Genomic DNA, 23,969 nt, shown 5'->3' on the forward strand with positions numbered 1-23,969 from the left:
CGAATGGCACGCTATCTGATCGCAGCAACCGCTTTGCCGGGACACGTCCTGCCGATGCTGGCTATCGCGCAGCATCTGGTGAAACAGGGGCACGAGGTGCGGGTGCACACCGCGAGCCAGTTCAGGGCGCAGGCCGAGGCGACTGGCGCGACCTTCACGCCGTTCGAGCGCGCGATCGACTTCGACTACCGCGACCTCGACAAGCGCTTTCCCGAACGCCAGCGCATCACCTCGGCGCATGCGCAGCTGTGCTTCGGCCTGAAGCACTTCTTTGCCGACGCGATGGCCGCGCAGCATGCGGGCCTGCGATCGATCCTGGAGGACTTCGAGGCCGACGCCATCCTGGTCGACACGATGTTCTGCGGCACCTTCCCGCTGCTGCTGGGCAAGGAGCGCGAGGACCGCCCGGCCATCGTCGGCATCGGCATCTCGGCGCTGCCGCTGTCCAGTTGCGACACCGCCTTCTTCGGCACCGCGCTGCCGCCGTCGTCCACGCCGGAAGGGCGGGTGCGCAACAAGGCGATGAACGCCAACCTCAAGCAGGCGATGTTCGGCGAGGTGCAGCGCTACTTCGACACGCTGCTCGCACGCTCGGGCCTGCCCGCGCTGCCGGACTTCTTCGTCGATGCGATGGTGAAGCTGCCCGACCTCTACCTGCAGCTCACCGCGCCTTCGTTCGAGTACCCGCGCAGCGACCTGCCGGCCTCGGTGCACTTCGTCGGCCCGCTGCTCTCGCCCGCGAGCCGCGATTTCACGCCGCCCGACTGGTGGCACGAGCTGGACGACGGTCGTTCGGTCGTGCTGGTCACGCAGGGCACGCTGGCCAACCAGAACCCGTCGCAACTGATCGGCCCGACGCTGCAGGCGCTGGCCGGGGACAAGAACATCCTCGTCATCGCCACCACCGGCGGCCCGGTGCCGCCCGCCCTCGCGGTGAACCTGCCCGCCAACGCCCGCGTGGTGCCGTTCCTGCCTTACGACCGGCTGTTGCCCAAGCTGCACGCGATGGTCACCAACGGCGGCTACGGCTCGGTCAACCATGCGCTGAGCCTGGGCGTGTCACTGGTGGTCGCCGGCACCTCCGAAGAAAAGCCCGAGATCGCCGCGCGCGTGGCCTGGTCGGGCGCGGGTATCAACCTCACCACCGGCCAGCCGACCGCCCGCCAGGTCGGCGATGCGGTGCGCAAGGTGCTGGGCAACTCCACCTACCGCCAGCGCGCGGCGGCGCTGCGCGAAGACTTCGCTTGCCATCGCGCGCTCACCGGCATCGCGGACGCCCTCGAGGCATTGCTGCAAACCGCCGCACCCGCGGAAATGGCTTGAACCTGAACCTCATACGACAAGGAAATCTCAGATGAGCAACCCGTTCGACGACAAGAACGCCAGCTTCCAGGTGCTGGTGAACGACGAGGGCCAGCATTCGCTGTGGCCCGCCTTCATCGCCGTGCCCGCCGGCTGGCAGGTGGCGCTGGCGCCGACCGACCGCGACGCCTGCAGCGCCTACATCGAGGCGAACTGGCAGGACATGCGCCCGCGCTCGCTGGTGGCGGCCACGGCGGCCGGCTGACGCCGAGAGGATGTCTTTCCCGTTCGGTGCGGTCGTCGTCACCTATTTCCCGACCGACGAGCAAGTGGCGAACCTCCATTCGCTGGCCGGGTCATGCCCGCACCTCTGCGTGGTCGACAACACGCCGCAGGTGGACGGCTGGCATCCGGCGCTCGTCGATGCAGGCGTCCCGGTGCTGCACAACGGCAACCGCGGCGGCATCGCGGGTGCCTTCAATTGCGGCATCGTCGAGCTCGAAGCGCGGGGCGCCGAGCTCTTCTTCCTGCTCGACCAGGATTCCAGGCTGCCGCCGGGCTACTTCGATGCCATGTGCCGGGCTGCGATGGTGGCCCGGGAGCGGAAGGGCGAGGGCGGGGAGGACGCGGCCTTCCTGATCGGCCCGCTCGTCCATGACACGAACCTGGACGCGCTGATCCCGCAATTCGGCCTCCAGGGCAAGCGCGTCTACCAGTTCGACCTGCGGCAGCCTTTCACCGAACCGTTGATGCGCTGCGCTTTCATGATCTCCTCGGGCTCTTTGATTTCGCGCGGCGCCTGGGCCAAGGTCGGCCGGTTCGACGAGCGCTATGTGATCGACCACGTGGACACCGACTACTGCATGCGCGCCCTGGGCCGCGATGTGCCGCTCTACCTGAACCCGCACGTCGTGCTGCGGCACCAGATCGGCGATATCCGGGCCCGGTCGCTGTTCGGCTGGAAGATCCACTTCATCAACTATCCGGCGGCGCGGCGCTACTACATTGCGCGCAATGCCATCGATCTCTCGCGGGCGCATGTGCGCGCCTTTCCCGCGATCCTGTTCATCAACGTCTACACGCTCAAGCAGATCCTGCCCATGCTGATGTTCGAGCGCGATCGGCTGAAGAAGACCATCGCGCTCGTGCTCGGCTGCTTCGATGGCCTGTTCGGGCGGCTCGGAGGACTCATCGAGGCGCATCCCCGCGTAGGCAAATACCTGATGAGTCGCAGCGAGTGAGCGCCACCCTTCCAGCACCGCGCGTGCGCCGCGCCGCGCTCGCCTTCATCTTCGTGACGGTGCTGATCGACTTCCTCGCGTTCGGCCTGATCCTGCCCGGCTTGCCGCACCTGGTGGAGCGGCTGGCCGGCGGCAGCACCGCGACGGCGGCGTACTGGATCGCGGTGTTCGGCACCGCGTTCGCGGCGATCCAGTTCGTGAGCTCGCCGATCCAGGGCGCGTTGTCCGACCGCTTCGGGCGGCGGCCGGTGATCCTGTTGTCGTGCCTGGGGCTGGGCGTGGATTTCGTTTTCATGGCCCTGGCTGACAGCTTGCCGTGGCTGTTCGTCGGCCGGGTGGTGTCTGGCGTGTTCTCGGCCAGCTTCACCATCGCCAATGCCTACATTGCCGATGTGACGCTGCCGGAGGAGCGCGCCCGCAGCTACGGCATCGTGGGCGCGGCGTTCGGCATGGGCCTGGTGTTCGGGCCGGTGCTCGGCGGGCAACTGAGCCACATCGATCCGCGCCTGCCGTTCTGGTTCGCGGCCGGGCTGACGCTGCTCAGCTTCTGCTATGGATGGTTCGTGTTGCCCGAATCGCTGCCGCCGGAGCGACGCGCGCGCCAGTTCGACTGGTCGCATGCCAACCCGGTCGGATCGCTGGTGCTGCTCAAGCGCTATCCGCAGGTGTTCGGGCTGGCGGCGGTGATCTTCCTCGTCAACCTGGCCCAGTACGTCTATCCCAGCGTGTTCGTGCTGTTCGCCGACTACCGGTATCACTGGAAGGAAGACGCCGTGGGCTGGGTGCTCGGCGCGGTGGGCGTGCTCAGCGTGCTGGTCAATGCGCTGTTGATCGGGCCGGGCGTGAAGCGCTTCGGCGAGCGCCGCGCCTTGTTGTTCGGCATGGGCTTCGGCGTGCTCGGCTTCGTCATCTACGGCTTGGCCGATGCCGGCTGGGTCCTTCTGGCCGCGCTGCCGTTCGGCACCTTGCTGGCGTTCGCCGGGCCGGCGGCGCAGGCGCTGGTCACCCGGCAGGTCGGCGCTGCCGAGCAAGGCCGCATCCAGGGCGCGCTGACAAGCCTGGTGTCGGTGGCAGGCATCGTCGGGCCCGCGATGTTCGCCGGCAGCTTTGGCTATTTCATTGGCGCGGACGCGCCGGTGCACCTGCCGGGCGCACCCTTCTTCATCGCCGCGGTGTTCCTGGGCATCGGCGCGCTGATCGCTTGGCGCTACGCACAGCCAAAGGCGACAGTGGCGGCGGTGCCCGAGCCGACCTGATACGGCACTCCGGGCGAACTGGTGCCCATGGCCCGGGAATTGCTCGCTCTCTCCAGGGTTTCCCCCTAGGTCGCATACCCGCGCCCACATACGCAATATGGCTCCCGCGGTATGTGGCTTGCGGCCCAAGCGACTAACGTCCAGGCTTGGCCGGAAACACCGAGCCGCCCACGAGCCCGAAGAGCATGAGTACAGAGCCAAACAACATCCAACCCGTCCGTTTTTTCCATCGCGGCAAGATCGTCGATGTGAGCGGCGTTCACCCGACGCGCTCGGTGCTCGACTGGCTGCGCGAGGACGCGCACTGCACCGGCACCAAGGAAGGCTGCAACGAGGGTGACTGCGGCGCCTGCACGGTGGTGATCGGCGAGTTGGCCACCGACGCGAACGCGCTTGGCGCCGTCGGCGGCCTGCAACTGCAGACGGTCAATGCCTGCATCCAGTTTCTCCCTACGCTGCACGGCAAAGCGCTCTTCACGGTCGAGGACCTGAAGGCGCAGTGCGCCGCCCCGGCCTTGCAGGACAAGAAGCATTCTGTCCACACGCTGCACCCCGTGCAGCAGGCGATGGTCGACTGCCACGGCTCGCAGTGCGGCTTCTGCACGCCGGGCTTCGTGATGTCGCTCTGGTCCACCTACGAGCATCACCAGGCCGAGGGCACGCAGCCCACGCGCCAGCAACTGGCCGACGACCTCTCGGGCAACCTCTGCCGCTGCACCGGCTACCGCCCGATCCTCGATGCGGGCCAGCGCATGTTCGACCTGCCCAGCGTGCGGCTCGACACGAAGCCGGTGGTGGCGGCGCTCACCGCCCTTCAGAACGACGGGCTCGACTATGCGGCGCCGCTCGGCGCCCGCATGGACCACTTCCACGCCCCCAAAACCATTGCCCAACTCGCCGCGCTGCGCGAGCAGAAGCCGCGCGCCCAGTTGCTGGCCGGCTCCACCGACGTCGGCCTCTGGGTCAACAAGCAGTTCCGCGACCTGGGCGACATCATCTATGTGGGCGACGTGGCCGAAATGAAGACGATCGAAACGCGCGCGGACGAGCTCTACATCGGCGCAGGCGCCTCGCTCGAATCCGCCTTCGAAGCGCTCGTGCAGCGCGTGCCCAGCCTGCAGGACGTGTGGCTGCGCTTCGCCTCGCCGCCGATCCGCCATGCCGGCACCATGGGCGGCAACGTGGCCAACGGCTCGCCCATCGGCGATTCGCCGCCGGTGCTGATGTCATTGGACGCGGAGATCGAACTGCGCCGTGGCGACGTGGTGCGCCGCATGCCGCTGCCCGACTTCTACATCGACTACATGAAGAACCAGCTGCAGCCCGGCGAGTTCGTGCAGGGGCTGGCGATTCCGCTGGCCGCCATGCGCCGCCAGGTGCGCGCCTACAAGATCAGCAAGCGCTTCGACTGCGACATCTCGGCGTTGTGCGCCGGCTTCGCGATCGAACTGGAAGAGGGCAGCGACACGGTGAAGGCCGTGCGCCTGGCATTCGGCGGCATGGCCGCGACCGTGAAGCGCGCGGCGAACGCGGAAGCCGCACTCGTCGGCAAGCCCTGGACGCAGTCCAGCGTTGCCACCGCCAAGCTCGCGCTGGCGCAGGACTTCAAGCCGCTGTCGGACATGCGCGCCTCGGCCGACTACCGCTTGCAGGTGGCACAGAACCTGATCCAGCGCCTCTGGCTCGAAACCCGCACCGAAGACGCGCTCTCCCTCGAGGAAACCAGCGTCTGGAGCGTGATGCCCCATGCAGCCGTCAAGGCAGCAGCGGAAGGAGTCTGACCATGAACAAACCCATCGACGCTCGCCTGCTGCAGCCCGCCGAGGCCTTTGCCGACTACCTGAAGAACACCGCCGCGCGCATCGACCCCGCGGCCGAAGCGGTGGCGCACGATCTCGGTGCGCGCGTCGGCATCAGCCGGCCGCACGAGTCGGCGCACCTGCATGTGGCGGGTGAAGCGACCTACATCGACGACATTCCCGAGATCACCGGCACGCTGCATTGCGCGCTCGGCCTCTCGCCCGTGGCCAACGGCCGCGTGACGGCGCTGTCGCTCGATGCGATCCGCGCGATGCCCGGCGTGGTGGCCGTGCTCACGGCCGACGACATTCCCGGCACCAACGACTGCGGCTCGATCATTCACGACGACCCGATCCTGCTGCCGGTGAACGACGGCGGCGAGATCCGCTACCTCGGCCAGCCCGTGTTCGCGGTGATCGCCGAGACGCGCGAGGCCGCGCGCCGCGCAGCCGCCAAGGCGAAAGACGCACTGACCATCGAGGCACAGTCGCCTGTCATCACCCCGCAGGACGCCCATGCACGCGGCCAGTACGTCGTGCCGCCGATGCACATCGTGCGCAGCGGCGGCAGCGCCAACGAGGGCGACGAGGCGGCCGTGCGCGCCGCCATCGCCAAGGCGCCGCATCGCCACAAGGCCACGCTCGACGTGGGCGGTCAGGAGCAGTTCTACCTCGAAGGCCAGATCAGCTACGCCATTCCCAAGGAAGGCGGCGCGCTGCACATCCACTGCTCCACGCAGCATCCGAGCGAGATGCAGCACCTGGTGGCGCATGCGCTGCACCTGCAGTCGAACGAAGTGCATGTCGAATGCCGGCGCATGGGCGGCGGCTTCGGCGGCAAGGAATCGCAGTCGGCGTTGTTCGCCTGCGTGGCCGCCATTGCGGCGCGGCAATTGCAGCGCCCCGTGAAGCTGCGCCTGGACCGCGACGACGACTTCATGATCACCGGCCGGCGCCACTGCTTCTGGTACGAGTACGACGTGGGCTACGACGACGAAGGCCGCATCCTCGGCGTGGAGATCACCATGGTCTCGCGCGCCGGCCACTCGGCCGACCTCTCGGGCCCCGTGATGACGCGCGCGCTCTGCCACTTCGACAACGCCTACTGGCTGCCCAACGTGGCGATGCACGGCTTCTCGGGCAAGACCAACACGCAGAGCAACACTGCGTTCCGCGGCTTCGGTGGCCCGCAGGGCGCCATTGCCATCGAGAACATCATGGATTCTGTCGCGCGCGAGCTGAAGCGCGACCCGCTCGACGTGCGGCGCGTCAACTTCTACGGCAAGGCGGAGAACAACGTCACGCCGTACCGCCAGACCGTGACCGACAACATCGTCCACGAACTTGTGGCCGAGCTGGAGGCCAGCAGCGACTACCGCGCGCGGCGCGAAGACATCGCCGCGTTCAACCAGAAGAGCACGGTGCTCAAGCGCGGCCTGGCACTGGCACCGCTCAAGTTCGGCATCTCGTTCAACGTGAAGCACTTCAACCAGGCCGGCGCGCTGGTGCATGTGTACACCGACGGCTCGATCCTCGTGAACCACGGCGGAACCGAGATGGGGCAGGGCCTCAACACCAAGGTGGCGCAGGTGGTGGCGCACGAATTGGGCGTGAGCTTCGAGCGCGTGCGCGTCACCGCGACAGACACGACCAAGGTGGCGAACACCTCGGCCACGGCCGCATCGACCGGCGCGGACCTGAACGGCAAGGCCGCGCAGGATGCGGCGCGGCAGATTCGCGAACGGCTTGCAGAGAGCGCCGCCGAACGCCACGGCGGCAAGGCGAGCGACGTGCACTTTGCCAACGACAAGGTCGAAGTCAACGGCCGATCGCTGGCCTTCAGTACCGTCGTCGGCGAGGCGTATCTCGACCGCAAGCAGCTCTGGTCCGATGGCTTCTACGCCACGCCGGGCCTGAGCTGGGACAAGGACAAGATGCAGGGCCGCCCGTTCTACTACTACGCCTATGGCGCGGCGGTGAGCGAAGTGGTCGTCGACACGCTCACCGGCGAATGGAAGCTCCTGCGCGCCGACATCCTGCACGACGCGGGCAAGTCGCTGAACCCCGCCGTGGACATCGGCCAGGTCGAAGGTGCCTTCATCCAGGGCATGGGCTGGCTCACCACCGAGGAGCTGGTGTGGCATCCGCAAAGCGGCAAGCTCACCACGCACGCGCCGAGCACCTACAAGATCCCGACCGCCAACGACTGCCCGCCCGTCTTCAACGTGCGCCTGTTCGAAGGCCAGAACTTCGAGGACTCGATCCACCGCAGCAAGGCCGTGGGCGAGCCGCCGCTGTTGCTGCCGTTCTCGGTGTTCTTCGCGATCCGCGATGCGGTGTCGGCGGCCGGCGGCCACAGGGTCGATCCGCCGCTGAAGGCGCCGGCCACGAGCGAGTCGATTCTTCGTGCCGTCACCGCCGTGCAGGCGGGACCGGCTGTATCGGCCGAATGAAAACGGGCCGTGCTCGCACGGTCCGAGCTCCACTCCTTCACCCGGTTTCGCCCAATGCTGCGCTGTATAACTGTTCGCACAGACAAGAAAGGTGTGAACAGCCATGAGAGACCAAGCGCTTTTCGACAAGATCGATCTCCATCTGATCCGGGTGCTTCACACCGTGCTGACCGATCGCAGCGTCTCGCGCGCCGCCATTCGCCTGGGGATGTACCAGCCGGCCGTCTCGGCCGCGCTCAAGCGCCTGCGCGAGCTGTCGGGCGATCCGCTGCTGGTGCGCTCGGGCTCAGGCATGGTGCCCACCGATGCGGGGCTGCGGATGATCGAGCCCGCGGCCAGCATCCTGCGCGCGGCCGAGATGCTGTTCTCCGATGCGCGGGGCTTCGAGCCGCAATCGGCGGCCACCACCTTTCGCATCGCGGCGAGCGATTACATGGACCCGCTCTTCCTGCCGATGCTGGTGGCGCATGTGAAGCGCGAGGCGCCGCTCTGCCAGATCGAGATCCACGCGCTCTCGCCCGATTCGGACTACCACGGGCACCTGGCGCTCGGGCAGGTCGACTTGGTGATCGGCAATTGGCTCAAGCCCCCGGAAGACCTGCACATGGCACGGCTCTTCGGCGACGAGGTGGTGTCGCTGGTCAACCAGGACCATCCGGCGGTGCGCCGCGGCTGGGACCTGGAGACCTGGCTCGCGGCCGAGCACATCGCGCCCACGCCGATGCACCCCGGAGGGCGCGGCATCATCGACCAGATGCTCGACGAGCTGGGGCGGCAGCGCAACATCACCGCGCGCTGCGCGCACTTCAGCCTGATCCCCGACATGGTCGCCTCGAGCCTGCTGGTGCTCACCACCGGCCGCCAGTACTGCGAGCGCTTCGCCGCGCGGCTGCCGGTGAAGATCCTCGACTGCCCGGTGGCGCTGCCGCGCCTCATGTACTACCAGCTCTGGCACGAACGCACCCATTCGTCGAGCTCGGCGCGCTGGCTGCGCGAATGCATCAAGGACGTGGCGGCCTCGCTGCGACCTGCGTCTTCCGCGATACCTGGCGCATCCCGCCTGCCTGCCGCCCCTGAAAGACCGGACCCCTGAGAAACCCCCGTTCGCGCCGGCGTCGTGAGCGGGGCAACGATGAAACCGCCACTACAACAGCTGGAGACAAGCGAAATGAGTACGTTGGAACAGGCGCCCAAAGGCGCCGAGCCCCACACCCCGGGGCATGTCGAGTCCGCGCGTCCGCGTGCGGCTGTGGGCAGCGCAAGCGGCTCGGGTTTGCTTGAACGGGTGTTCAAGCTCAGTGCGCACAACACCACGGTGCGCACCGAGGTCATCGCGGGGCTCACCACCTTCCTCACGATGGCCTACATCATCTTCGTGAACCCGACGATCCTCGGCGATGCGGGCATGCCGAAGGGCGCGGTCTTCGTCGCCACCTGCCTGATCGCGGCGCTGGGCACGCTGATCATGGGCCTGTACGCCAACTACCCGATCGCGATGGCGCCGGGCATGGGCCTGAACGCCTACTTCGCCTACGTGGTGGTGCTGGGCATGGGCTATACGTGGCAGGTCGCGCTGGGCGCGGTGTTCATCTCGGGGTGCCTGTTCCTCATCGTCACGGTCACCGGGTTGCGGGAGCTGTTCATCGCGGGCATACCGCAGTCACTGCGAACGGCGATCACGGTGGGTATCGGCATGTTTCTGGCGCTCATCGCGCTCAAGAGTGCCGGCGTCGTCGCCGCATCGCCTGCGACCTTCGTCACGCTGGGCGACCTGCACTCGCCGCCGGTGGTGCTGGCCACGCTGGGCTTCCTGGTCATCGTGACGCTCGACCGGCTCAAGGTGCGAGGAGCGATCCTGATCGGGATCATGCTGGTGACGGTGCTGTCGTTCTTCTTCGGCGGCAACAAGTTCCATGGCGTGTTCGATGCGCCGCCGTCGATCGCGCCTACCTTCATGCAGCTGGACATCCTGGGCGCGCTCAAGGGCGGCATCCTGAACGTGGTGCTGGTGTTCTTCCTGGTCGAGATGTTCGACGCCACCGGCACGCTGATGGGCGTGGCCAAGCGCGCGGGCCTGCTGGTGCCCGGCAAGATGGAGCGCATGAACAAGGCGCTGCTGGCCGACAGCGGCGCGATCTTCGCGGGCTCGCTGCTCGGCACCTCGAGCACCACGGCGTATGTGGAAAGCGCGGCCGGCGTTCAAGCCGGCGGCCGCACCGGCCTCACGGCTGTGGTGGTGGCGGTGCTGTTCCTGGCCTGCCTCATGATCTCGCCGCTCGCGGGCTCGGTGCCGGCCTACGCCACCGCACCGGCGCTGCTCTTCGTGGGCTGCCTGATGCTGCGCGACCTGGTCGAGCTCGACTGGGAAGACACCACCGAGGTCATTCCCGCCGCCGTGACCGCGCTGGCCATGCCCTTCACCTACTCGATCGCCAACGGCCTGGCCTTCGGCTTCATCACGTACGCGGTGCTCAAGCTCTGCACCGGCCGGGCACGGGAAGTGCATGCGATGGTGTGGGTGATCGCGGCGATCTTCCTGTTCAAGTTCGCCTACATCGGCGGACACTGAGCCGAGCGCCGTCGGGCGCCGATGGTTGCTGGGACGCTATTAAACTGATAGCTGTCCCAGCGTTGTTGCTTTGAACGAGACAAACCCACGAAACCCGGCATGACAACCCCCCGACTCCAGCTCGCGCACATCACCAAGCGATATCCCGCGGTGGTGGCCAACAGCGACATCTCGCTGGCCGTCGCCCCCGGCGAAATCCATGCCGTTCTCGGCGAGAACGGCGCGGGCAAATCGACGTTGATGAAGATCATCTACGGCTCGGTCAAGCCCGACGAAGGCACCGTCACCTTCGACGGCCAGGCCGTCACCCTGCGCAACCCGCAGCAGGCGAGGGCCTTGGGCATCAGCATGGTGTTCCAGCACTTCAGCCTGTTCGACACCCTCACCGTGGCCGAGAACGTGTGGCTGGGCCTCGACAAATCGCTGCAGCTGGCCGAAGTGGCCCGCAGCATCACCGCCAAGGCCAGCGAGTACGGCCTCGACATCGATCCCTCGCGCCCGGTGCACACGCTCTCGGTGGGCGAGATGCAGCGGGTGGAAATCATCCGCGCGCTGCTCACCAACCCCAAGCTGCTGATCCTGGACGAGCCGACCTCGGTGCTCACGCCGCAGGCGGTCATCAAGCTCTTCACGGTGCTCAACAAGCTGGCCTCCGAGGGCTGCAGCATCCTCTACATCAGCCACAAGCTGCACGAGATTCGCGAGCTGTGCACCGCCTGCACGGTGCTGCGCGGCGGCAAGGTCACGGGCGTGTGCAATCCGCAGAACGAGAGCAACGAATCGCTCTCGCGGCTGATGATCGGCAGCGAGCCGCCGGCGCTGCAGCACCGGCCGGTGCATGCGGGTGCGGTGGCGCTGCGTGTGAAGGGGCTCACGCTGGCGCGCGAAGATCAGTTCGGCGTCGACCTCGACGGCATCTCGTTCGAGGTGCGCGCCGGTGAAGTGGTCGGCATTGCGGGCGTCTCGGGCAACGGCCAGAAGGAACTGCTCTACACGCTCTCGGGCGAAGACGTGCGCGCCGATGCCTCGATGGTGCAGGTGTTCGACAGGCCCGCCGGGCGCCTGCGGCCGCGCGCGCGGCGGGCGCTGGGCCTGCATTTCGTGCCCGAAGAGCGGCTGGGACGCGGCGCGGTGCCCACGTTGGGGCTTGCGCACAACCTGCTGCTCACGCGCAGCAACGCGGTGGGCAAGGGCGGATGGATCCGCACGTCCGCGCTCGACAAGCACGCCAAATCCATCATCGAGCGCTTCAACGTCAAGGCCGGCGGGCCGCGTGCGGCGGCGCGTTCGCTCTCGGGCGGCAACCTGCAGAAATTCATCGTCGGCCGCGAGATCGACGCCAACCCCAAGCTCTTCATCGTCTCGCAGCCGACCTGGGGCGTGGACGTGGGCGCGGCTGCACTCATCCGCGGCGAAATCCTCGCCCTGCGCGATGCCGGCTGCGCGGTGCTGGTGGTGAGCGAGGAGCTCGACGAGCTGTTCGACATCAGCGACCGCCTGCACGTGATCGCCAAGGGCCGGCTCTCGCCCTCCATCGACCGCGCCGCAGCCACGCTGCCGCAGATCGGCGAATGGATGAGCGGTCTCTGGCAAGAACACAAGGCCGGGGAGGCCGCCCATGCTTAAGCTCGAACCCCGTCCGGAGCTCTCGCGCTTCTGGACTTTTGCCTCGCCGATCCTGGCGTTGCTCATCACGGTGCTGATCGGCGTGGCGCTCTTCGCCGCGCTCGGCAAGGACCCGGTCAAGGGCCTCATGGTGTTCTTCTACGAGCCCATCAAGAGCGGCTATGCGCTCGGCGAGCTGATGATCAAGGCCACCCCGCTGCTCATCATCGCGCTGGGCCTGGCGGTGTGCTTCCGCTCCAACGTGTGGAACATCGGCGCCGAGGGGCAGTTCGTGTTCGGCGCCATCGTGGCGGGCGGCGTGGCGCTCCTGGCCGACAAGAACACCGGTTCGTGGATCGTCGTTGCCATCCTCGTCGCGGGCACGCTCGGCGGCATGGTGTGGGCGGGCATCGTGGCCTTCCTGCGCGACAAGTTCAACGCCAACGAAATCCTCGTGAGCCTGATGCTGGTGTACGTGGCCACGCTGCTCCTGAGCTACATGGTGTTCGGCCCGTGGAAAGACCCGAACGGCTACAACTTCCCGCAGTCGAAGACCTTCGAGGCGGTCACGCAGATTCCGCGGCTCTTCAAGGGCTCGCGCGTGAGCATCGGGCTGATCATCGCGCTGGTGGGCGTGGGCGCGCTGTGGGTGTTCCTGTTCCGCACGCGCGCGGGCTTTGCGCAGCAGGTCGGTGGTCTCGCCCCGGCGGCGGCGCGCTATGCGGGCTTTTCGGCAAGGCGCGCGGTGTGGATCGCGCTGCTCACCTCGGGCGGCGCGGCGGGCCTGGCCGGTGCGCTCGAAGTGGCCGGGCCGCTTGGTCAGCTCACGCCTTATGTGCCGGCCGGCTACGGCTTCGCGGCCATCATTGTGGCCTTCGTCGGGCGGCTGCATCCGGTGGGCATGGTGTTCTCGGCGATCCTCATGAGCATGTTCTATATCGGCGGCGAACTGGCGCAATCGCGCCTCGGGCTGCCCAAGTCGCTGACCGGCGTGTTCCAGGGGCTGCTGCTCTTCACGCTGCTGGCCTGCGACACGCTCATCGCGTACCGCATCCGCCGCAAGGCGGCCGCCAAGGCCATTCTCACGACGAGTTCGCTGCAAGTCAGCACGCCGCTGACCGCGCCGGTTGCGCGGCCGACCGAAGGAGTCCTCTGACATGGACAGCTACGCACTCCTGCTCGGCTCCACGCTGAGCGCCGGCACCGTGCTCGCGATTGCGGCGCTGGGCCTCCTGATCAACGAGAAGGCCGGCATCGTCAACCTCGGCGCCGAGGGCATGATGCTCTGCGCCGCCATCGCGGGCTTTGCGACGGTGGTGATCACCGGCAACCCCTGGCTCGGCTTTCTCGCGGGCATGGCGGCGGGCGCCTTGCTCGCCGCGTTCTTCGGCGTGCTGGTGATCTGGCTCAACACCAACCAGTACGCGACGGGGCTCGCGCTCAGTTTGTTCGGCGTTGGCTTCTCGGCCTTCGTCGGCATCAACTTCGTGCAGGCCAAGCTGCCCGAGAGCGCGAGCTACGCGATTCCGGTGCTGGCCGACATTCCGCTCGTCGGCCCCGCGCTCTTTCGCCATCACCCGATGGTGTATTTCGCGGTGGTGCTGACCGTCGGCCTCATCTGGTTCCTGTACCGCACGCGCGCTGGCCTCGTGTTGCGCTCGGTGGGCGAATCGCCCGAGTCGGCGCATGCGCTCGGCTACCCGGTGCGGCGCATCCGCTTCATGGCGGTGGTCGCGGGTGGCGCGCTCTGCGGACTGGCCGGCGCGTACCTCTCGACTGTCTACACGCCCCTGTGGGTCGAAGGCATGGTCGCGGGCCGCGGCTGGATCGCGCTGGCGCTCACCACCTTTGCCACCTGGAGGCCGATTCGCGTGCTGCTGGGCGCCTACCTCTTCGGCGGCGTCTCGATGCTGGGTTTTCACCTGCAGAGCAGCGGTGTCGATGTGCCGCCCCAGTTCCTCAGCATGCTGCAGTACATCGCGCCCATCGTGGTGCTGGCGCTGATCTCGCGCAACCCCGCGTTCATCCGCATCAACATGCCGGCTTCCATAGGGAAACCGTTCTACCCCGGCTCATAATCGCGTTTTTCGTTTTCCCGCCAACCCGTCCTTTTTTGAGGATTTCCGACAATGAATGATCTGAACAAGCGCTCCCTGCTCAAGCTGGCCGCCCTCACGGCGGTCGCTTCGGCGGCCCTGATCGGCTGCGGCAAGAAAGAAGAAGCGGCAGCACCGGCCGCGGCCCCCGCGCCCGCCCCGGCCCCCGCTGCAGCCGCCCCGGCCCCGGCCGCGCCGCTCAACATCGCATTCGCATACATCGGCCCGGTGGGCGACGGCGGCTGGACCTTCGCGCACGACAACGGCCGCAAGGCGCTCGAGAAGGAATTCGGCGACAAGATCAAGACCACCTTCGTCGAGAGCGTGCCCGAAGGCGCCGACGCCGAGCGCGTGTTCCGCGACATGGTCGGCCAGGGCAACAAGCTGATCTTCGGCACCACCTTCGGCTACATGGAACCGATGCTCAAGGTCGCCAACGACAGCAAAGACGTGAAGTTCGAGCATGCCACCGGCTACAAGACGGCCGACAACATGCGCACCTACGACAGCCGCACGTACGAAGGCGCGTACATGGCCGGCGTGATCGCCGGTGCCATGACCAAGAGCAACACGCTCGGCGTGGTCGGCTCGGTGCCGATTCCCGAAGTGCTGCGCAACATCAACAGCTTCACGCTGGGCGCGCAGTCGGTCAACCCGAAGATCACCACCAAGGTCGTGTGGGTCAACGAATGGTTCAGCCCGCCGAAGGAAACCGAAGCGGCCACCGCGCTCATCAACGGCGGTGCCGACATCCTGTTCCAGAACACCGATTCGCCCGCCGTGCTCAAGACCGCACAAGAGAAGGGCAAGCGCGCCTTCGGCTGGGATTCGGACATGACCGCCTACGGCCCCAAGGCTCACCTGGGCTCGGCCACCATCAACTGGGCGCCGTACTACATCAAGGCCACGCAGGACGCGCTCGACGGCAAGTGGACCACCGGCCAGGCCTGGTGGGGCGTGAAGGAAGGCGCCATCGACCTCGTCTCGATCGCCGAGGACGTGCCGGCCGAAACCAAGGCCAAGGTCGAAGAGATCAAGAAGGGCCTGAAGGACGGCAGCTTCGTGATCTGGAAGGGCCCGATCCTCGGCCAGGACGGCAAGGAAGTGGTCGCCAAGGACGCAGTGGCCGACGACAAATTCCTCACGGGCATCAACTTCTACGTCAAGGGCGTCGAAGGCAAGGTGCCGGGCGGCGACAAGAAGTAATCGCCCAGGCGATGCAGACGGAGAGGGTCGCCCAGGGCGGCCCTTTTTCATTCAAGGAGGATTCGCACCATGAAGCTGATGTTCACCGTTGCGGGCGCCGCGTTGCTGTTGCTGTCGGCCTCGTCGTCGTTCGCCGCCGAGCTCGTGAAGTTCTCGAAGGACGAGAAGGCACTTCAGAAAGCCGTCTCCGACACCGAGATGTGCTTTCACTTCGCGGGGGAGTTCAACGGCGACGGCTCCGCGCGCGACAAGGAAATCAACCGCATGCAGCGCAAGAACTGCAACAAGGCGGGCCAGCAGCTGCTGCAGAAGGCGTATCGCGCGAACCCGCAGGACGCGCGCCTCTATCCCGCCGTGCTGATGCTCAACAGCCTCGCGACGGAGTTCCTGTCGAAGGCCGAGGTGGCCAGGCTGTGCGCGGCGTCGAAGACGGAGCTCGTCTGCCCCTGAGCACAAGGGCAGACGGCAGCGCCGGGCCTTACTTCGGCGTGTAGGTGATCTGCGTGGCGACGATCATCCCGAAGTCCTCGCCGATGCGCGTCACCAGCTTGAGCATCTGGCCGCGGTAGGGGCCGTCGGCGGCAATCCAGTTGTCCTGGTTCTGGATGAGGTCCGTCCCATCCACTTGCCGTACGCGCGTGATGCCCGAGAACTTGCAGGCGCTGAACGAGCCCATCGACGTCACGACGGTCTCGCGTCCGACGTAGGTGTCCGTTCCCGAGATGGGCTGCTCGTTCCGGATCTCGCCGTTCGCGCCGCTCACGGACTTGACCACGTAGTTCAGCTCCAGCGTCTGGCCCGGCGACATGACGGGCATCGCGAACGTTGGCACGTTGGTGTTGGTGCCGAGCGCAGGGTCGGCGCCTTCACCGCCGTTGCGGGAGCCGTATCGCAGGATCTTGCCGTCCACGAAGTCGATGTACTGCCGGTCCGTCGCTTCCGAGTTGTTGAAGTAGTTGAAGGTGGTGCGCAGCAGCCGCACCGGGTTCGCGTCGGCGAAGGACTCGCGGGTGCGGGTGACCGTGGTCACGCGCTGCTTGAAGGTCTGGTTTTTGGCGGTGACGTCCAGTTCCACCACCGACGTGGTGCCTTCGTGCAGGTCGGCTTCGTTGAAGCAGGCTGCGGAGGATGTGTTGTCGGGGTTGGGGGCCGGTGCGGGCGCTGGCGCTGGCGCTGGGGCCGGGGCTGGTGGGCCGATCGGTACAACCGGCACGGCCGGAAATCCGCCACCACCATCACCGCCTCCGCCACAGGCGGCCAGCGTTGCAGCAGCCACAGCCGCCAGTACAAATCTTGTGTTCATGAGCTTCCCTCTTTGTTCCAAAAAAGAAGCCCGGAGGCTTGGATTCGCCTCCGGGCGCGCCGAACTATGGCGCGGGAGCACCCATGTTCACCAGTGCCATAGGTCACGCAAACTTTGGTGTCTACCGCTTGCCGGTGACCAAGATTTCCGCTGTCGACGAGCTCAAAGCCCCCCTGCGGCACGATGCAGCTGCGGCCCGGTGCGCAAGCGCGGCCGCCGGGAGTAAAAAAACGCTTACAGTGGTCGCCCCGCACTCCCGCCAGAACGCCTTCCCTCCGAACCGCGAGTCCCATGTCCGCGACAGCCCACAACCTCGCCGATGCCTGCTTCCCCGGCTTCGGCTCGGCGTTCACCATGGCGTTCCAGCCGATCGTGGATGTCGCGCGGCGCGAGATCTTTGCGCACGAAGCGCTGGTGCGCGGCCTCTCGGGACAAGGCGCCACGGAGGTGCTCGCCGGCATCGACGCCTCGCAGCGCTTCGCGTTTCACGAAGCCTGCCGCGTGAGGGCCATCGAGATGGCGGCGGGGCTGGGCATGGCATCCAGGCTCAGCCTCAACGTGCTGCCCAACGATGTGGCCGGTCGGCCCGAGTGCTTTCGCACCGCCATGGCCGCCGCGCAGCATTGCAATTTTCCGGTGAATCGCCTGATGTTCGAGGTCACCGAGGGCGAGCGGACGATCGACTTGCCCGGACTCGCGGCCGTCTTCCAGGACTTCAGGCGCCACGGCTTCACCTCGGCCATCGATGATTTCGGCGCCGCCTATGCAGGCTTCGGGATGCTCGCCGTGTTCCAGCCCGACGTCTTGAAGATCGACATGAGCCTGGTGCGGAACATCCATGCCGACCCGGTTCGGCTGGCCATCGTGAGAGGCTTCGTCTCCACCTGCGACGAACTGAAAATCCGGGTGATCGCCGAAGGCGTCGAGATACCGGAGGAGGTCGGCGCGCTTCATGCGCTCGGCGTGGACCTTTTCCAGGGCTACTTCTTCGCAAGGCCCGCCATTGCTGCATTGCCGGCGGTGGCATGGGGCACCGCCTAGGGCGGCCTGTTCACAGGTTGCTGGTCGCGCGCACTTCCTCGATGGTCGTCTGCCCGGCCAGCACTTTCTCGATACCGTCCTGACGCAGCGTGCGCATGCCTTCGCGCAGCGCCGCCTCCTGCAGTTCCTCGGCGCGTGCCCCGTTCTGCACCAGGCGGCGAAGCGTCCTGGACACCACCATGAGCTCGTGGATGCCGACGCGGCCCTTGAAGCCGGTGTCGCCGCAATGCGGGCATCCGGTGCTGGTGAAGGTGTGCAGATGACCGTCGTGCCCATGGCGTGCGATCCAGTCGCCGTGCACCGCCTTGCGTTCGGCGGGCGTGGCCTCCGCGCCGAATGCATGCATGTAGTCGGCCAGCAGTTCCTCGACCTTTTCGGGGCTCGCGGGGCTGCTGGTGGTGCACTGGGTGCAGAGGCGGCGCACCAGCCGCTGTGCCAGCACCGCCAGCAGCGAGTCGGCGAAGTTGAAGGGGTCCATGCCCATGTCGAGCAGCCGTGTCACGGTCTCGGGGGCGCTGTTGGTGTGCAGTGTCGAAAGCACGAGGTGGCCGGTCAATGAAGCCTCGATGGCCGTCCTGGCGGTTTCCTCGTCGCGGATCTCACCGACCATGATCACGTCGGGGTCGGCGCGCACGAAGGCCCGCAGGGCCTTGGCAAAGGTCCAGTCGATCCGCGGATTGACCTGCACCTGCCTGAGGCCGGCCTGCGTGATCTCGATCGGGTCTTCCGCGGTCCAGATCTTTCGCTCCGGCGTGTTGATGTGCATCAGCGCCGAGTGCAGCGTCGTGGTCTTGCCCGAACCCGTGGGGCCGACGCACAGCACCATGCCGTAGGGGCGCTCGACCGCCTGCGTGAACTGGGCGAGATTGCGCGGCGAGAGGCCCAGCGCGTTCATCGCGATGGGCCTGGCCGACGCAAGGATGCGCATGACCACGTCTTCCAGACCGTTGTTGGTCGGAATGGTGGCAACGCGCAGTTCGATGCGGTGCTGCGGCGAATACTTGACGAAGTTGATCTTGCCGTCCTGCGGCTTGCGCTTCTCGCTGATGTCGAGGTCGCACATGATCTTGATGCGCGCCACCACGGCGTTGCGATAGCTGGACGGAAGCTCCAGGTACGTATAGAGGCGGCCGTCGCGGCGAAACCGGATGCGGGTCTTCTCGTCGCCGGGCGAGCTTTCGACGTGGATGTCCGATGCGCCCTCGCGGTGCGCTTCCAGGATCATGCTGTTGATCATGCGCACCAGCGAGTTGTCCGATTGCTCGATCGGCGCCTCGATGCTGGTGATCGAGCGGCCTTCTTTCTCGAGCGTTTCGAGCAGTTCGCTGGTGCCGGCCATGTCGAACTCCAGCGGCCGCATCGGATCGAAGCTGGCCGGGCGCACCGTCGCGGGATCCCCGAGCTTCTCGTAGGCCTTGTGCAGCACGCCGTCCAGGTCGAGATATTTCCCGACCACCGGAATGACCTTCGCCTGGGCAATGAATTCCACTTCGTCGATGGCCGAACGCCGGTTCGAGGGATCGTCCAGCGCGAGGACCAGGCGGCCCTCGTGCAGCATCAGCGGCATCACCTGCAGGCGTTGCGCCGCGCTGTGGCCGATCTTGCGCAGGGCGTCGGCGGACGGCGCGAACAGGTGCAGGTTGACCAGCGGATAGCCCATCTTGTGCACCAGCGCCGTCTGCAGCTGGGCGCGGTTGATCATGCCCATGCGCACCAGCGTCTCGCCCAGCGGCACCTTGGGGGCGAGCTGCTGCTGCGCCAGCCCACCTTGCAGCTGCGCCGCGGTGATCATGCCCAGCGACATCAGCGTCTGGCCGATCTGAGCAATCGGCATGCGGGTCTGGGCATCGAGCTCGGCCAGCAGTTGCTCCGGTGTGGTGACTTCGGCGGATGACATGGATGGATCTCCTGTTCTGGTTTCTCTGCGACCGCGTGCATGACACGGAGTGGCATGGAGCGGTGCTGCGGCCGGGGCCGCGGTTGAAAGGCAACGGATCAATCGGAAAACTCGAACCTGTTCCTCCCCGCCGACTTGGCGGCGTACAGCGCGCTGTCCGCATGTGCCAGCAATTCTTCGGCGGTGACCGGTGCATCGCCGCCCTGGCGGAATGCGATGCCGATGCTCGTCGTGACCTGCAGCAGCTGGCTGTCGAGGCGAAACGCGGGAGTGCGAATCTGCGCGAGGATTTTCTGTGCAACTGCTGCCGCGGCATCCCGCGCAGCCAGGTTTTCCAGCACGACGACGAACTCGTCTCCCGCCAGCCGCGCCACGGTGTCGGTGGCGCGTACGCCGGACCGCAGGCGGTTGGCGTATTCGGCCAGAACGCTGTCGCCGCTTGCGTGGCCCAGCGTGTCGTTGATGGTCTTGAATGCGTCGATGTCCAGGAACATCAGGGCTATCGCGCTGCCGGTGCGCTGCGCACGCAGGAGCGCTGCGGGCAGGAGCTCGTTGAAGGCGAGCCGGTTCGGCAGGCCCGTGAGCGTGTCGAGCCGCGCCAGCTCGATCAGCTGGCTCTCCACCGCTTTCAGGGCCGTGATGTCCAGGCACAGCGAGAAGATGCCGTGCGTGGACCCGTCCGCGCCGATGTCGGGCACCAGGCTGACGCGTGTGACGCGGTCCGCGCTGCGGGTTCCGGTCTGGTCCTCGAACTCCACGCGCTCACCGGCGAGCGCCCGGTCGATCATCGCTTTGCGCTTGCGGTACACGCTGGCGCCCACCACGTCATGAAGCGGGCGATCCAGCAGTTGGGATGGTTCGAGCCCGAGCCACTCGCGATGGGTGGCATTGGCGAAGGTCACGTTCTCCTCGCGGTCGATGTAGGTGATGAGCGCGGGCAGGTTGTCGGTGATGGTGCGCAGGCGGTTCTCGCTGTCGGCGCGCTGCAGCTCCGCCTGCTTGAGCGCGGTGATGTTGAAGGTCATGAGGTAGAAGCCCAGGACGCGGCCGCCCAGGTCCTTGTCGGGTATCAGGTGCGCCTGGAAGTGCCCGTCCTTGCCGTGCAGCGGCGCATGAAGCGGAAAGCGAACCTGCTTGCCCGCGAGCACCACGGGGATGTAGGGCGCGTGCTGTGCGTACATCGATTCGCCCAGGGCCGAGCGCAGCGTGACGCCGTCCAGCGGCCGGTCGCCATGGCCTGCCATCTGCCGTGCGCGGCTGTTGGCGTAGAGGCAGTTTTCCTCGGTGTCGAAATAGCCCACCAGCGCGGGAATGCTGTCGGTCACGTCGCGCAGCCGCTTCTCCTGCTCGGTCAGGGCCTTGCGCACGTTCACCTCGTCGGTGATGTCGAAGGTCATCGCGAACACGCCCTGCACCACGCCGTCGGCGTCCTGGTCGGGAATGTAGTGGGCCTTGTAGGTGCGCTCGCCGATGCCGCGCGCAGGGTCGCCTTTTTTCTCGACGACCACCGTCTCGCCGGCCAGGGCGCGCCGGATGTAGGGCTCGACGATGGCGAAATCCGCCGCACCGCGCGCCTCGGGCATCGACTGGCCGACCATCGAATCCTTCTGGTGCAGCGCCCTGATATGGGCGTTCACGAAGGTGTAGTTGAGCGATGCGTCGACATGCGACACCAGCGCAGGAATGTTGTCCGCAATGATGCGGACCTTCGCCTCGCTGTGCGCCAGGCTGACCTCGATGCGCTTGCGCTCCGTCACGTCGAAGGTCATGGCGTAGTAGCCGCGGTACTGCCCGGCGTTGTCGAGGTCGGGAATCAGGTCGGTCTGGAAAAAGCGCTCTTCTGCGCCGGGCCCCGATGTGTCGCGGCGCTCCAGGCTGACCGATTCGCCCGCCGCCACGCGCTGCAGCCCCGCTTCGAGGGCCGCGTCGTCACCGGGGCTGCGCATGCTTTGCACCGGCTGCCCGATGAGTTGCGCGGCGCTCTGGCCCAGCTTCTCGCACAGGCGGGCATTCACGAACGTATAGCGGCCCTGCACGTCGGCATGCGACACCATGGCCGGGAGGTTGTCGGTGATGTCGCGCAGGAACTTCTCGTCCGCCTGCCGTTGCCGCATCAGCCGGTCGAAGGTGCGCGAGAGGTCGCCGATTTCATCGTTGGTGTACGTGCGCAGCGCGGCCACTTCGGTCGGTGCGGCTTGCGCATCCAGCATGTGCCGGTGCAGCGCGGTCAGGGGCTTGAGCTGCCGCCGCACGACACCCAGGGCGATCGCACCCGCCAGCAGCGCGAGCACGAAGGCCCCCGCCCAGGCCGCGCGCTCGATGGCATCGACATGCGCAAACGCCTCGTCGCGCGGATACATGGCGCCCATGATCCAGTCCGCCTGTCGCAAGCGCCTGAACGCATAGAGGCCGTGCACGCCTGCCCGGTTGACGCCTTCGGTCGCGCCCTCGAAGCCGGCGATGGCGCGCTCTATCTCGGGGTTGCGTGCCGTGTCCGGGCTCGCCGTTTCGAGCACGCGCTCCTCGCGGGGATGGTCCACGACGATACCGTTCGTCGTGGTGATGAACAGGTACCCCGTCTCGCCGAACCTGACACTCGCAAGCTCGCCCAGGATGTTGCGCTCCTTCAGGTTGATGGAGCCCGAGATCACGAACTGCACCCGCCCGGCGCTGTCCAGCACCGGCTCGGTGATGGCAACCTGCGCCAGGCCGTTCAGCCGGTTGCGATAGGGCTCCGAGATCACGCCCGCCTTGGAGGCCACCGTGTCCCGGAAATACGCGCGATCCTTGACGTTCACCCGGCGGATCTGGCTGGCGTTGTTGAGGTTTGCCACCAGGTTGCCGTCCATGTCGATGAAGGCCACGTTGTCGAACGCCTCGTGCAGCGACCTGTGTCGCTCCAGAAAAGCCTGCAGCGGCGCCGCATCCGTCAGCCTGAGCGCCTCCGCGCTGTCGCCGAAAGTCTTCAGCAGCGTGCGCCGGCTGATGAACTTCTGGTCAACCGCATCCGCCAAGGCCGAAACGCGCGCGAACTCCTCCTGGGCAATCGACTCCCGCATGCGGGTCTTGACGAACTGCAGTGCAACCGTGGCAACGGCGAACGTGGCTGCCAGCACCACTGCAGCAACGCCGAGGCTCATGCGCGTGTTCAGACCGATGCGGAATTTTCTGGAACCTGAGGGATTCATTGACCTGCATAGTGCATCGCAACCAAGGAACTGGTGCAGGCCCGCAAGTTAGGCGTTCCGGGAGAGAAGCGCAAGTAGCCATTCACCTGATCGCGCGTAGGGCGCCGGGTGCCTTCAGGTCGGCGTGCCTCTCGTTTCGATCACGCGTGCTGCACTGTCGACGAAGCCCCGAATCAACCGCTGCCGGGGCGACGCGCGCAGCCACAGCACGCCAAAGCGCCGCGGCTCCGAGGGCAGCGGCAGAGGGATCTTCGCGATGCGCTGGCCATCGAGCAGCGGCGATGCGATGTCGGGCACCAGCGAAACGCCCAGCCCCCGGTCGACCATCATCGCGATCGCCAGCAGCGAGCTGAGCTCGAAGCGCTCCTGCGGCACGATGCCCGCGGCGCGCAGGTACCGGTCGGCCTGCTTGCCGCCGCCGAGGGCGCGGTCGTAGCGGATGAGCGGCGAGGTTCGCAGCAGCTCGTGCGGGTCGCGCCTGGCGAGCCGGCTCGGCGCGAGCAGCACCAGTGGCTCCTCGCGCAGCAACGACCAGTCGAAGGTCTTGGCGAGCACATAGGGCGGATACAGGCACACGGCCGCATCGAGGTCGCCCTGCTGCACCGCCTTGTGGAGCGTGGCCGTCGTGCCCGATTGCAGGAATACCTTCACGCCGGGATGCGTCTTCACGAAGCGCGCGAGGATGTCCGGCAGCAGGCTGTGAATGGCCGTGTTGATGGTGCCGATGAGCAGCTCACCGCCGGCCGCGTCGCTGTTCAGCAGTGTCTTGATGTCGCCCACCTCGCGCAGCAGGTTGCGCGCACGCTGTACCAGCAGGTGCCCCGCCTCGGTCGGCTGCACCGTGCGGCCCGCGCGCGCCAGCAGCGGCGCGTTGAGTTCGCGTTCCAGCGTGCGTATTTGCTGCGCCACGGCGGCGGGTGTCAGGTCGAGCCGGCGTGCCGCTTCCGACATCGAGCCCGACTCCACCACCAGGAGAAAGCTTTGCAGGTAGGCGGTTTCCATGAAGATAGATT

18 protein-coding genes are annotated in these 23,969 nt (G+C 66.9%); 14 read left to right on the top strand and 4 right to left on the bottom strand.

The window, feature by feature from the left end; genetic code table 11:
• Nucleotides 1–3 precede the first annotated feature (3 nt).
• The 13 genes from ACSFA7_RS12290 to ACSFA7_RS12350 all read left to right on the top strand — a co-directional run bounded on the left by ACSFA7_RS12290 (nucleotide 4) and on the right by ACSFA7_RS12350 (nucleotide 15,977).
• The gene (locus tag ACSFA7_RS12290) at nucleotides 4–1,323 is read left to right on the top strand and encodes a glycosyltransferase (protein WP_435499620.1); all 1,320 of its coding nucleotides are present in this window, start codon (nucleotides 4–6) and stop codon (nucleotides 1,321–1,323) included.
• A 31-nt stretch (nucleotides 1,324–1,354) separates the two neighbouring features.
• Entirely contained in the window at nucleotides 1,355–1,567 is a 213-nt protein-coding gene (locus ACSFA7_RS12295; RefSeq protein WP_307503226.1) for an MbtH family protein, read from the top strand.
• 10 nt (nucleotides 1,568–1,577) lie between these two features.
• On the top strand, nucleotides 1,578–2,543 hold the full coding sequence (locus tag ACSFA7_RS12300; RefSeq protein ID WP_435499621.1) for a glycosyltransferase family 2 protein: 966 nt from the start codon (nucleotides 1,578–1,580) through the stop codon (nucleotides 2,541–2,543).
• Nucleotides 2,540–3,799, top strand: a complete 1,260-nt coding sequence (locus ACSFA7_RS12305; RefSeq protein WP_435499622.1) for a TCR/Tet family MFS transporter — start codon at nucleotides 2,540–2,542, stop codon at nucleotides 3,797–3,799. The genes ACSFA7_RS12300 and ACSFA7_RS12305 overlap by 4 nt, the downstream gene beginning before the upstream one ends.
• A gap of 185 nt (nucleotides 3,800–3,984) precedes the next feature.
• Nucleotides 3,985–5,580: a xanthine dehydrogenase small subunit gene (gene xdhA / locus ACSFA7_RS12310; RefSeq protein WP_435499623.1), complete on the top strand. Its 1,596-nt coding sequence runs from the start codon at nucleotides 3,985–3,987 to the stop codon at nucleotides 5,578–5,580.
• A 2-nt stretch (nucleotides 5,581–5,582) separates the two neighbouring features.
• Entirely contained in the window at nucleotides 5,583–8,051 is a 2,469-nt protein-coding gene (gene xdhB / locus ACSFA7_RS12315; RefSeq protein WP_435499624.1) for a xanthine dehydrogenase molybdopterin binding subunit, read from the top strand.
• Between the two features lie 103 nt (nucleotides 8,052–8,154).
• Nucleotides 8,155–9,144 (top strand): LysR family transcriptional regulator, encoded by a 990-nt coding sequence (locus ACSFA7_RS12320; protein ID WP_435499625.1) that lies wholly within the window; start codon nucleotides 8,155–8,157, stop codon nucleotides 9,142–9,144.
• Nucleotides 9,145–9,219: 75 nt separating this feature from the next.
• The gene (locus tag ACSFA7_RS12325) at nucleotides 9,220–10,620 is read left to right on the top strand and encodes an NCS2 family permease (RefSeq protein ID WP_435499626.1); all 1,401 of its coding nucleotides are present in this window, start codon (nucleotides 9,220–9,222) and stop codon (nucleotides 10,618–10,620) included.
• Nucleotides 10,621–10,719: 99 nt separating this feature from the next.
• Complete coding sequence (locus ACSFA7_RS12330) at nucleotides 10,720–12,246, top strand: ABC transporter ATP-binding protein (RefSeq protein ID WP_435499627.1); 1,527 nt, start codon at nucleotides 10,720–10,722, stop codon at nucleotides 12,244–12,246.
• Nucleotides 12,239–13,381, top strand: a complete 1,143-nt coding sequence (locus ACSFA7_RS12335; protein ID WP_435499628.1) for an ABC transporter permease — start codon at nucleotides 12,239–12,241, stop codon at nucleotides 13,379–13,381. The genes ACSFA7_RS12330 and ACSFA7_RS12335 overlap by 8 nt, the downstream gene beginning before the upstream one ends.
• Nucleotide 13,382: 1 nt before the next feature.
• Nucleotides 13,383–14,303 (top strand): ABC transporter permease, encoded by a 921-nt coding sequence (locus ACSFA7_RS12340; protein ID WP_435499629.1) that lies wholly within the window; start codon nucleotides 13,383–13,385, stop codon nucleotides 14,301–14,303.
• A 51-nt stretch (nucleotides 14,304–14,354) separates the two neighbouring features.
• Nucleotides 14,355–15,527, top strand: coding sequence for a BMP family ABC transporter substrate-binding protein (locus ACSFA7_RS12345; RefSeq protein ID WP_435499630.1), 1,173 nt, complete (start codon nucleotides 14,355–14,357; stop codon nucleotides 15,525–15,527).
• Nucleotides 15,528–15,596: 69 nt separating this feature from the next.
• On the top strand, nucleotides 15,597–15,977 hold the full coding sequence (locus ACSFA7_RS12350; RefSeq protein ID WP_435499631.1) for a hypothetical protein: 381 nt from the start codon (nucleotides 15,597–15,599) through the stop codon (nucleotides 15,975–15,977).
• Nucleotides 15,978–16,005: 28 nt separating this feature from the next.
• On the opposite strand, the gene ACSFA7_RS12355 is transcribed toward ACSFA7_RS12350, so the two are convergent.
• A complete protein-coding gene (locus ACSFA7_RS12355; RefSeq protein ID WP_435499632.1) occupies nucleotides 16,006–16,830 on the bottom strand; it encodes a hypothetical protein in 825 nt (274 codons plus the stop codon).
• A gap of 291 nt (nucleotides 16,831–17,121) precedes the next feature.
• Between ACSFA7_RS12355 and ACSFA7_RS12360 the strand changes: the two genes are divergently transcribed.
• Nucleotides 17,122–17,871: an EAL domain-containing protein gene (locus ACSFA7_RS12360; RefSeq protein ID WP_435499633.1), complete on the top strand. Its 750-nt coding sequence runs from the start codon at nucleotides 17,122–17,124 to the stop codon at nucleotides 17,869–17,871.
• A gap of 10 nt (nucleotides 17,872–17,881) precedes the next feature.
• Here the strand turns inward: ACSFA7_RS12360 and ACSFA7_RS12365 are convergent, their stop codons facing one another.
• The 3 genes from ACSFA7_RS12365 to ACSFA7_RS12375 form a co-directional block, all read right to left on the bottom strand.
• Complete coding sequence (locus tag ACSFA7_RS12365) at nucleotides 17,882–19,768, bottom strand: GspE/PulE family protein (protein ID WP_435499634.1); 1,887 nt, start codon at nucleotides 19,766–19,768, stop codon at nucleotides 17,882–17,884.
• Nucleotides 19,769–19,866: 98 nt separating this feature from the next.
• On the bottom strand, nucleotides 19,867–22,908 hold the full coding sequence (locus ACSFA7_RS12370) for a sensor domain-containing diguanylate cyclase (RefSeq protein WP_435499635.1): 3,042 nt from the start codon (nucleotides 22,906–22,908) through the stop codon (nucleotides 19,867–19,869).
• Nucleotides 22,909–23,070: 162 nt separating this feature from the next.
• Nucleotides 23,071–23,958: a LysR family transcriptional regulator gene (locus tag ACSFA7_RS12375; RefSeq protein WP_435499636.1), complete on the bottom strand. Its 888-nt coding sequence runs from the start codon at nucleotides 23,956–23,958 to the stop codon at nucleotides 23,071–23,073.
• Between the last annotated feature and the right edge of the window lie 11 nt (nucleotides 23,959–23,969).

The sequence above is a fragment of the Variovorax trehalosi genome (genome assembly GCF_051216415.1).
GTDB lineage: Bacteria > Pseudomonadota > Gammaproteobacteria > Burkholderiales > Burkholderiaceae_C > Variovorax.

Coding starts and splice junctions, on each gene's coding strand:
- ACSFA7_RS12290 (WP_435499620.1), top strand. CDS start 4: ATGGCACGCTATCTGATCGCAGCAACCGCTTTGCCGGGACACGTCCTG.
- ACSFA7_RS12295 (WP_307503226.1), top strand. CDS start 1,355: ATGAGCAACCCGTTCGACGACAAGAACGCCAGCTTCCAGGTGCTGGTG.
- ACSFA7_RS12300 (WP_435499621.1), top strand. CDS start 1,578: ATGTCTTTCCCGTTCGGTGCGGTCGTCGTCACCTATTTCCCGACCGAC.
- xdhA (WP_435499623.1), top strand. CDS start 3,985: ATGAGTACAGAGCCAAACAACATCCAACCCGTCCGTTTTTTCCATCGC.
- xdhB (WP_435499624.1), top strand. CDS start 5,583: ATGAACAAACCCATCGACGCTCGCCTGCTGCAGCCCGCCGAGGCCTTT.
- ACSFA7_RS12320 (WP_435499625.1), top strand. CDS start 8,155: ATGAGAGACCAAGCGCTTTTCGACAAGATCGATCTCCATCTGATCCGG.
- ACSFA7_RS12325 (WP_435499626.1), top strand. CDS start 9,220: ATGAGTACGTTGGAACAGGCGCCCAAAGGCGCCGAGCCCCACACCCCG.
- ACSFA7_RS12330 (WP_435499627.1), top strand. CDS start 10,720: ATGACAACCCCCCGACTCCAGCTCGCGCACATCACCAAGCGATATCCC.
- ACSFA7_RS12335 (WP_435499628.1), top strand. CDS start 12,239: ATGCTTAAGCTCGAACCCCGTCCGGAGCTCTCGCGCTTCTGGACTTTT.
- ACSFA7_RS12340 (WP_435499629.1), top strand. CDS start 13,383: ATGGACAGCTACGCACTCCTGCTCGGCTCCACGCTGAGCGCCGGCACC.
- ACSFA7_RS12345 (WP_435499630.1), top strand. CDS start 14,355: ATGAATGATCTGAACAAGCGCTCCCTGCTCAAGCTGGCCGCCCTCACG.
- ACSFA7_RS12350 (WP_435499631.1), top strand. CDS start 15,597: ATGAAGCTGATGTTCACCGTTGCGGGCGCCGCGTTGCTGTTGCTGTCG.
- ACSFA7_RS12355 (WP_435499632.1), bottom strand. CDS start 16,830: ATGAACACAAGATTTGTACTGGCGGCTGTGGCTGCTGCAACGCTGGCC.
- ACSFA7_RS12360 (WP_435499633.1), top strand. CDS start 17,122: ATGTCCGCGACAGCCCACAACCTCGCCGATGCCTGCTTCCCCGGCTTC.
- ACSFA7_RS12365 (WP_435499634.1), bottom strand. CDS start 19,768: ATGTCATCCGCCGAAGTCACCACACCGGAGCAACTGCTGGCCGAGCTC.
- ACSFA7_RS12370 (WP_435499635.1), bottom strand. CDS start 22,908: ATGAGCCTCGGCGTTGCTGCAGTGGTGCTGGCAGCCACGTTCGCCGTT.
- ACSFA7_RS12375 (WP_435499636.1), bottom strand. CDS start 23,958: ATGGAAACCGCCTACCTGCAAAGCTTTCTCCTGGTGGTGGAGTCGGGC.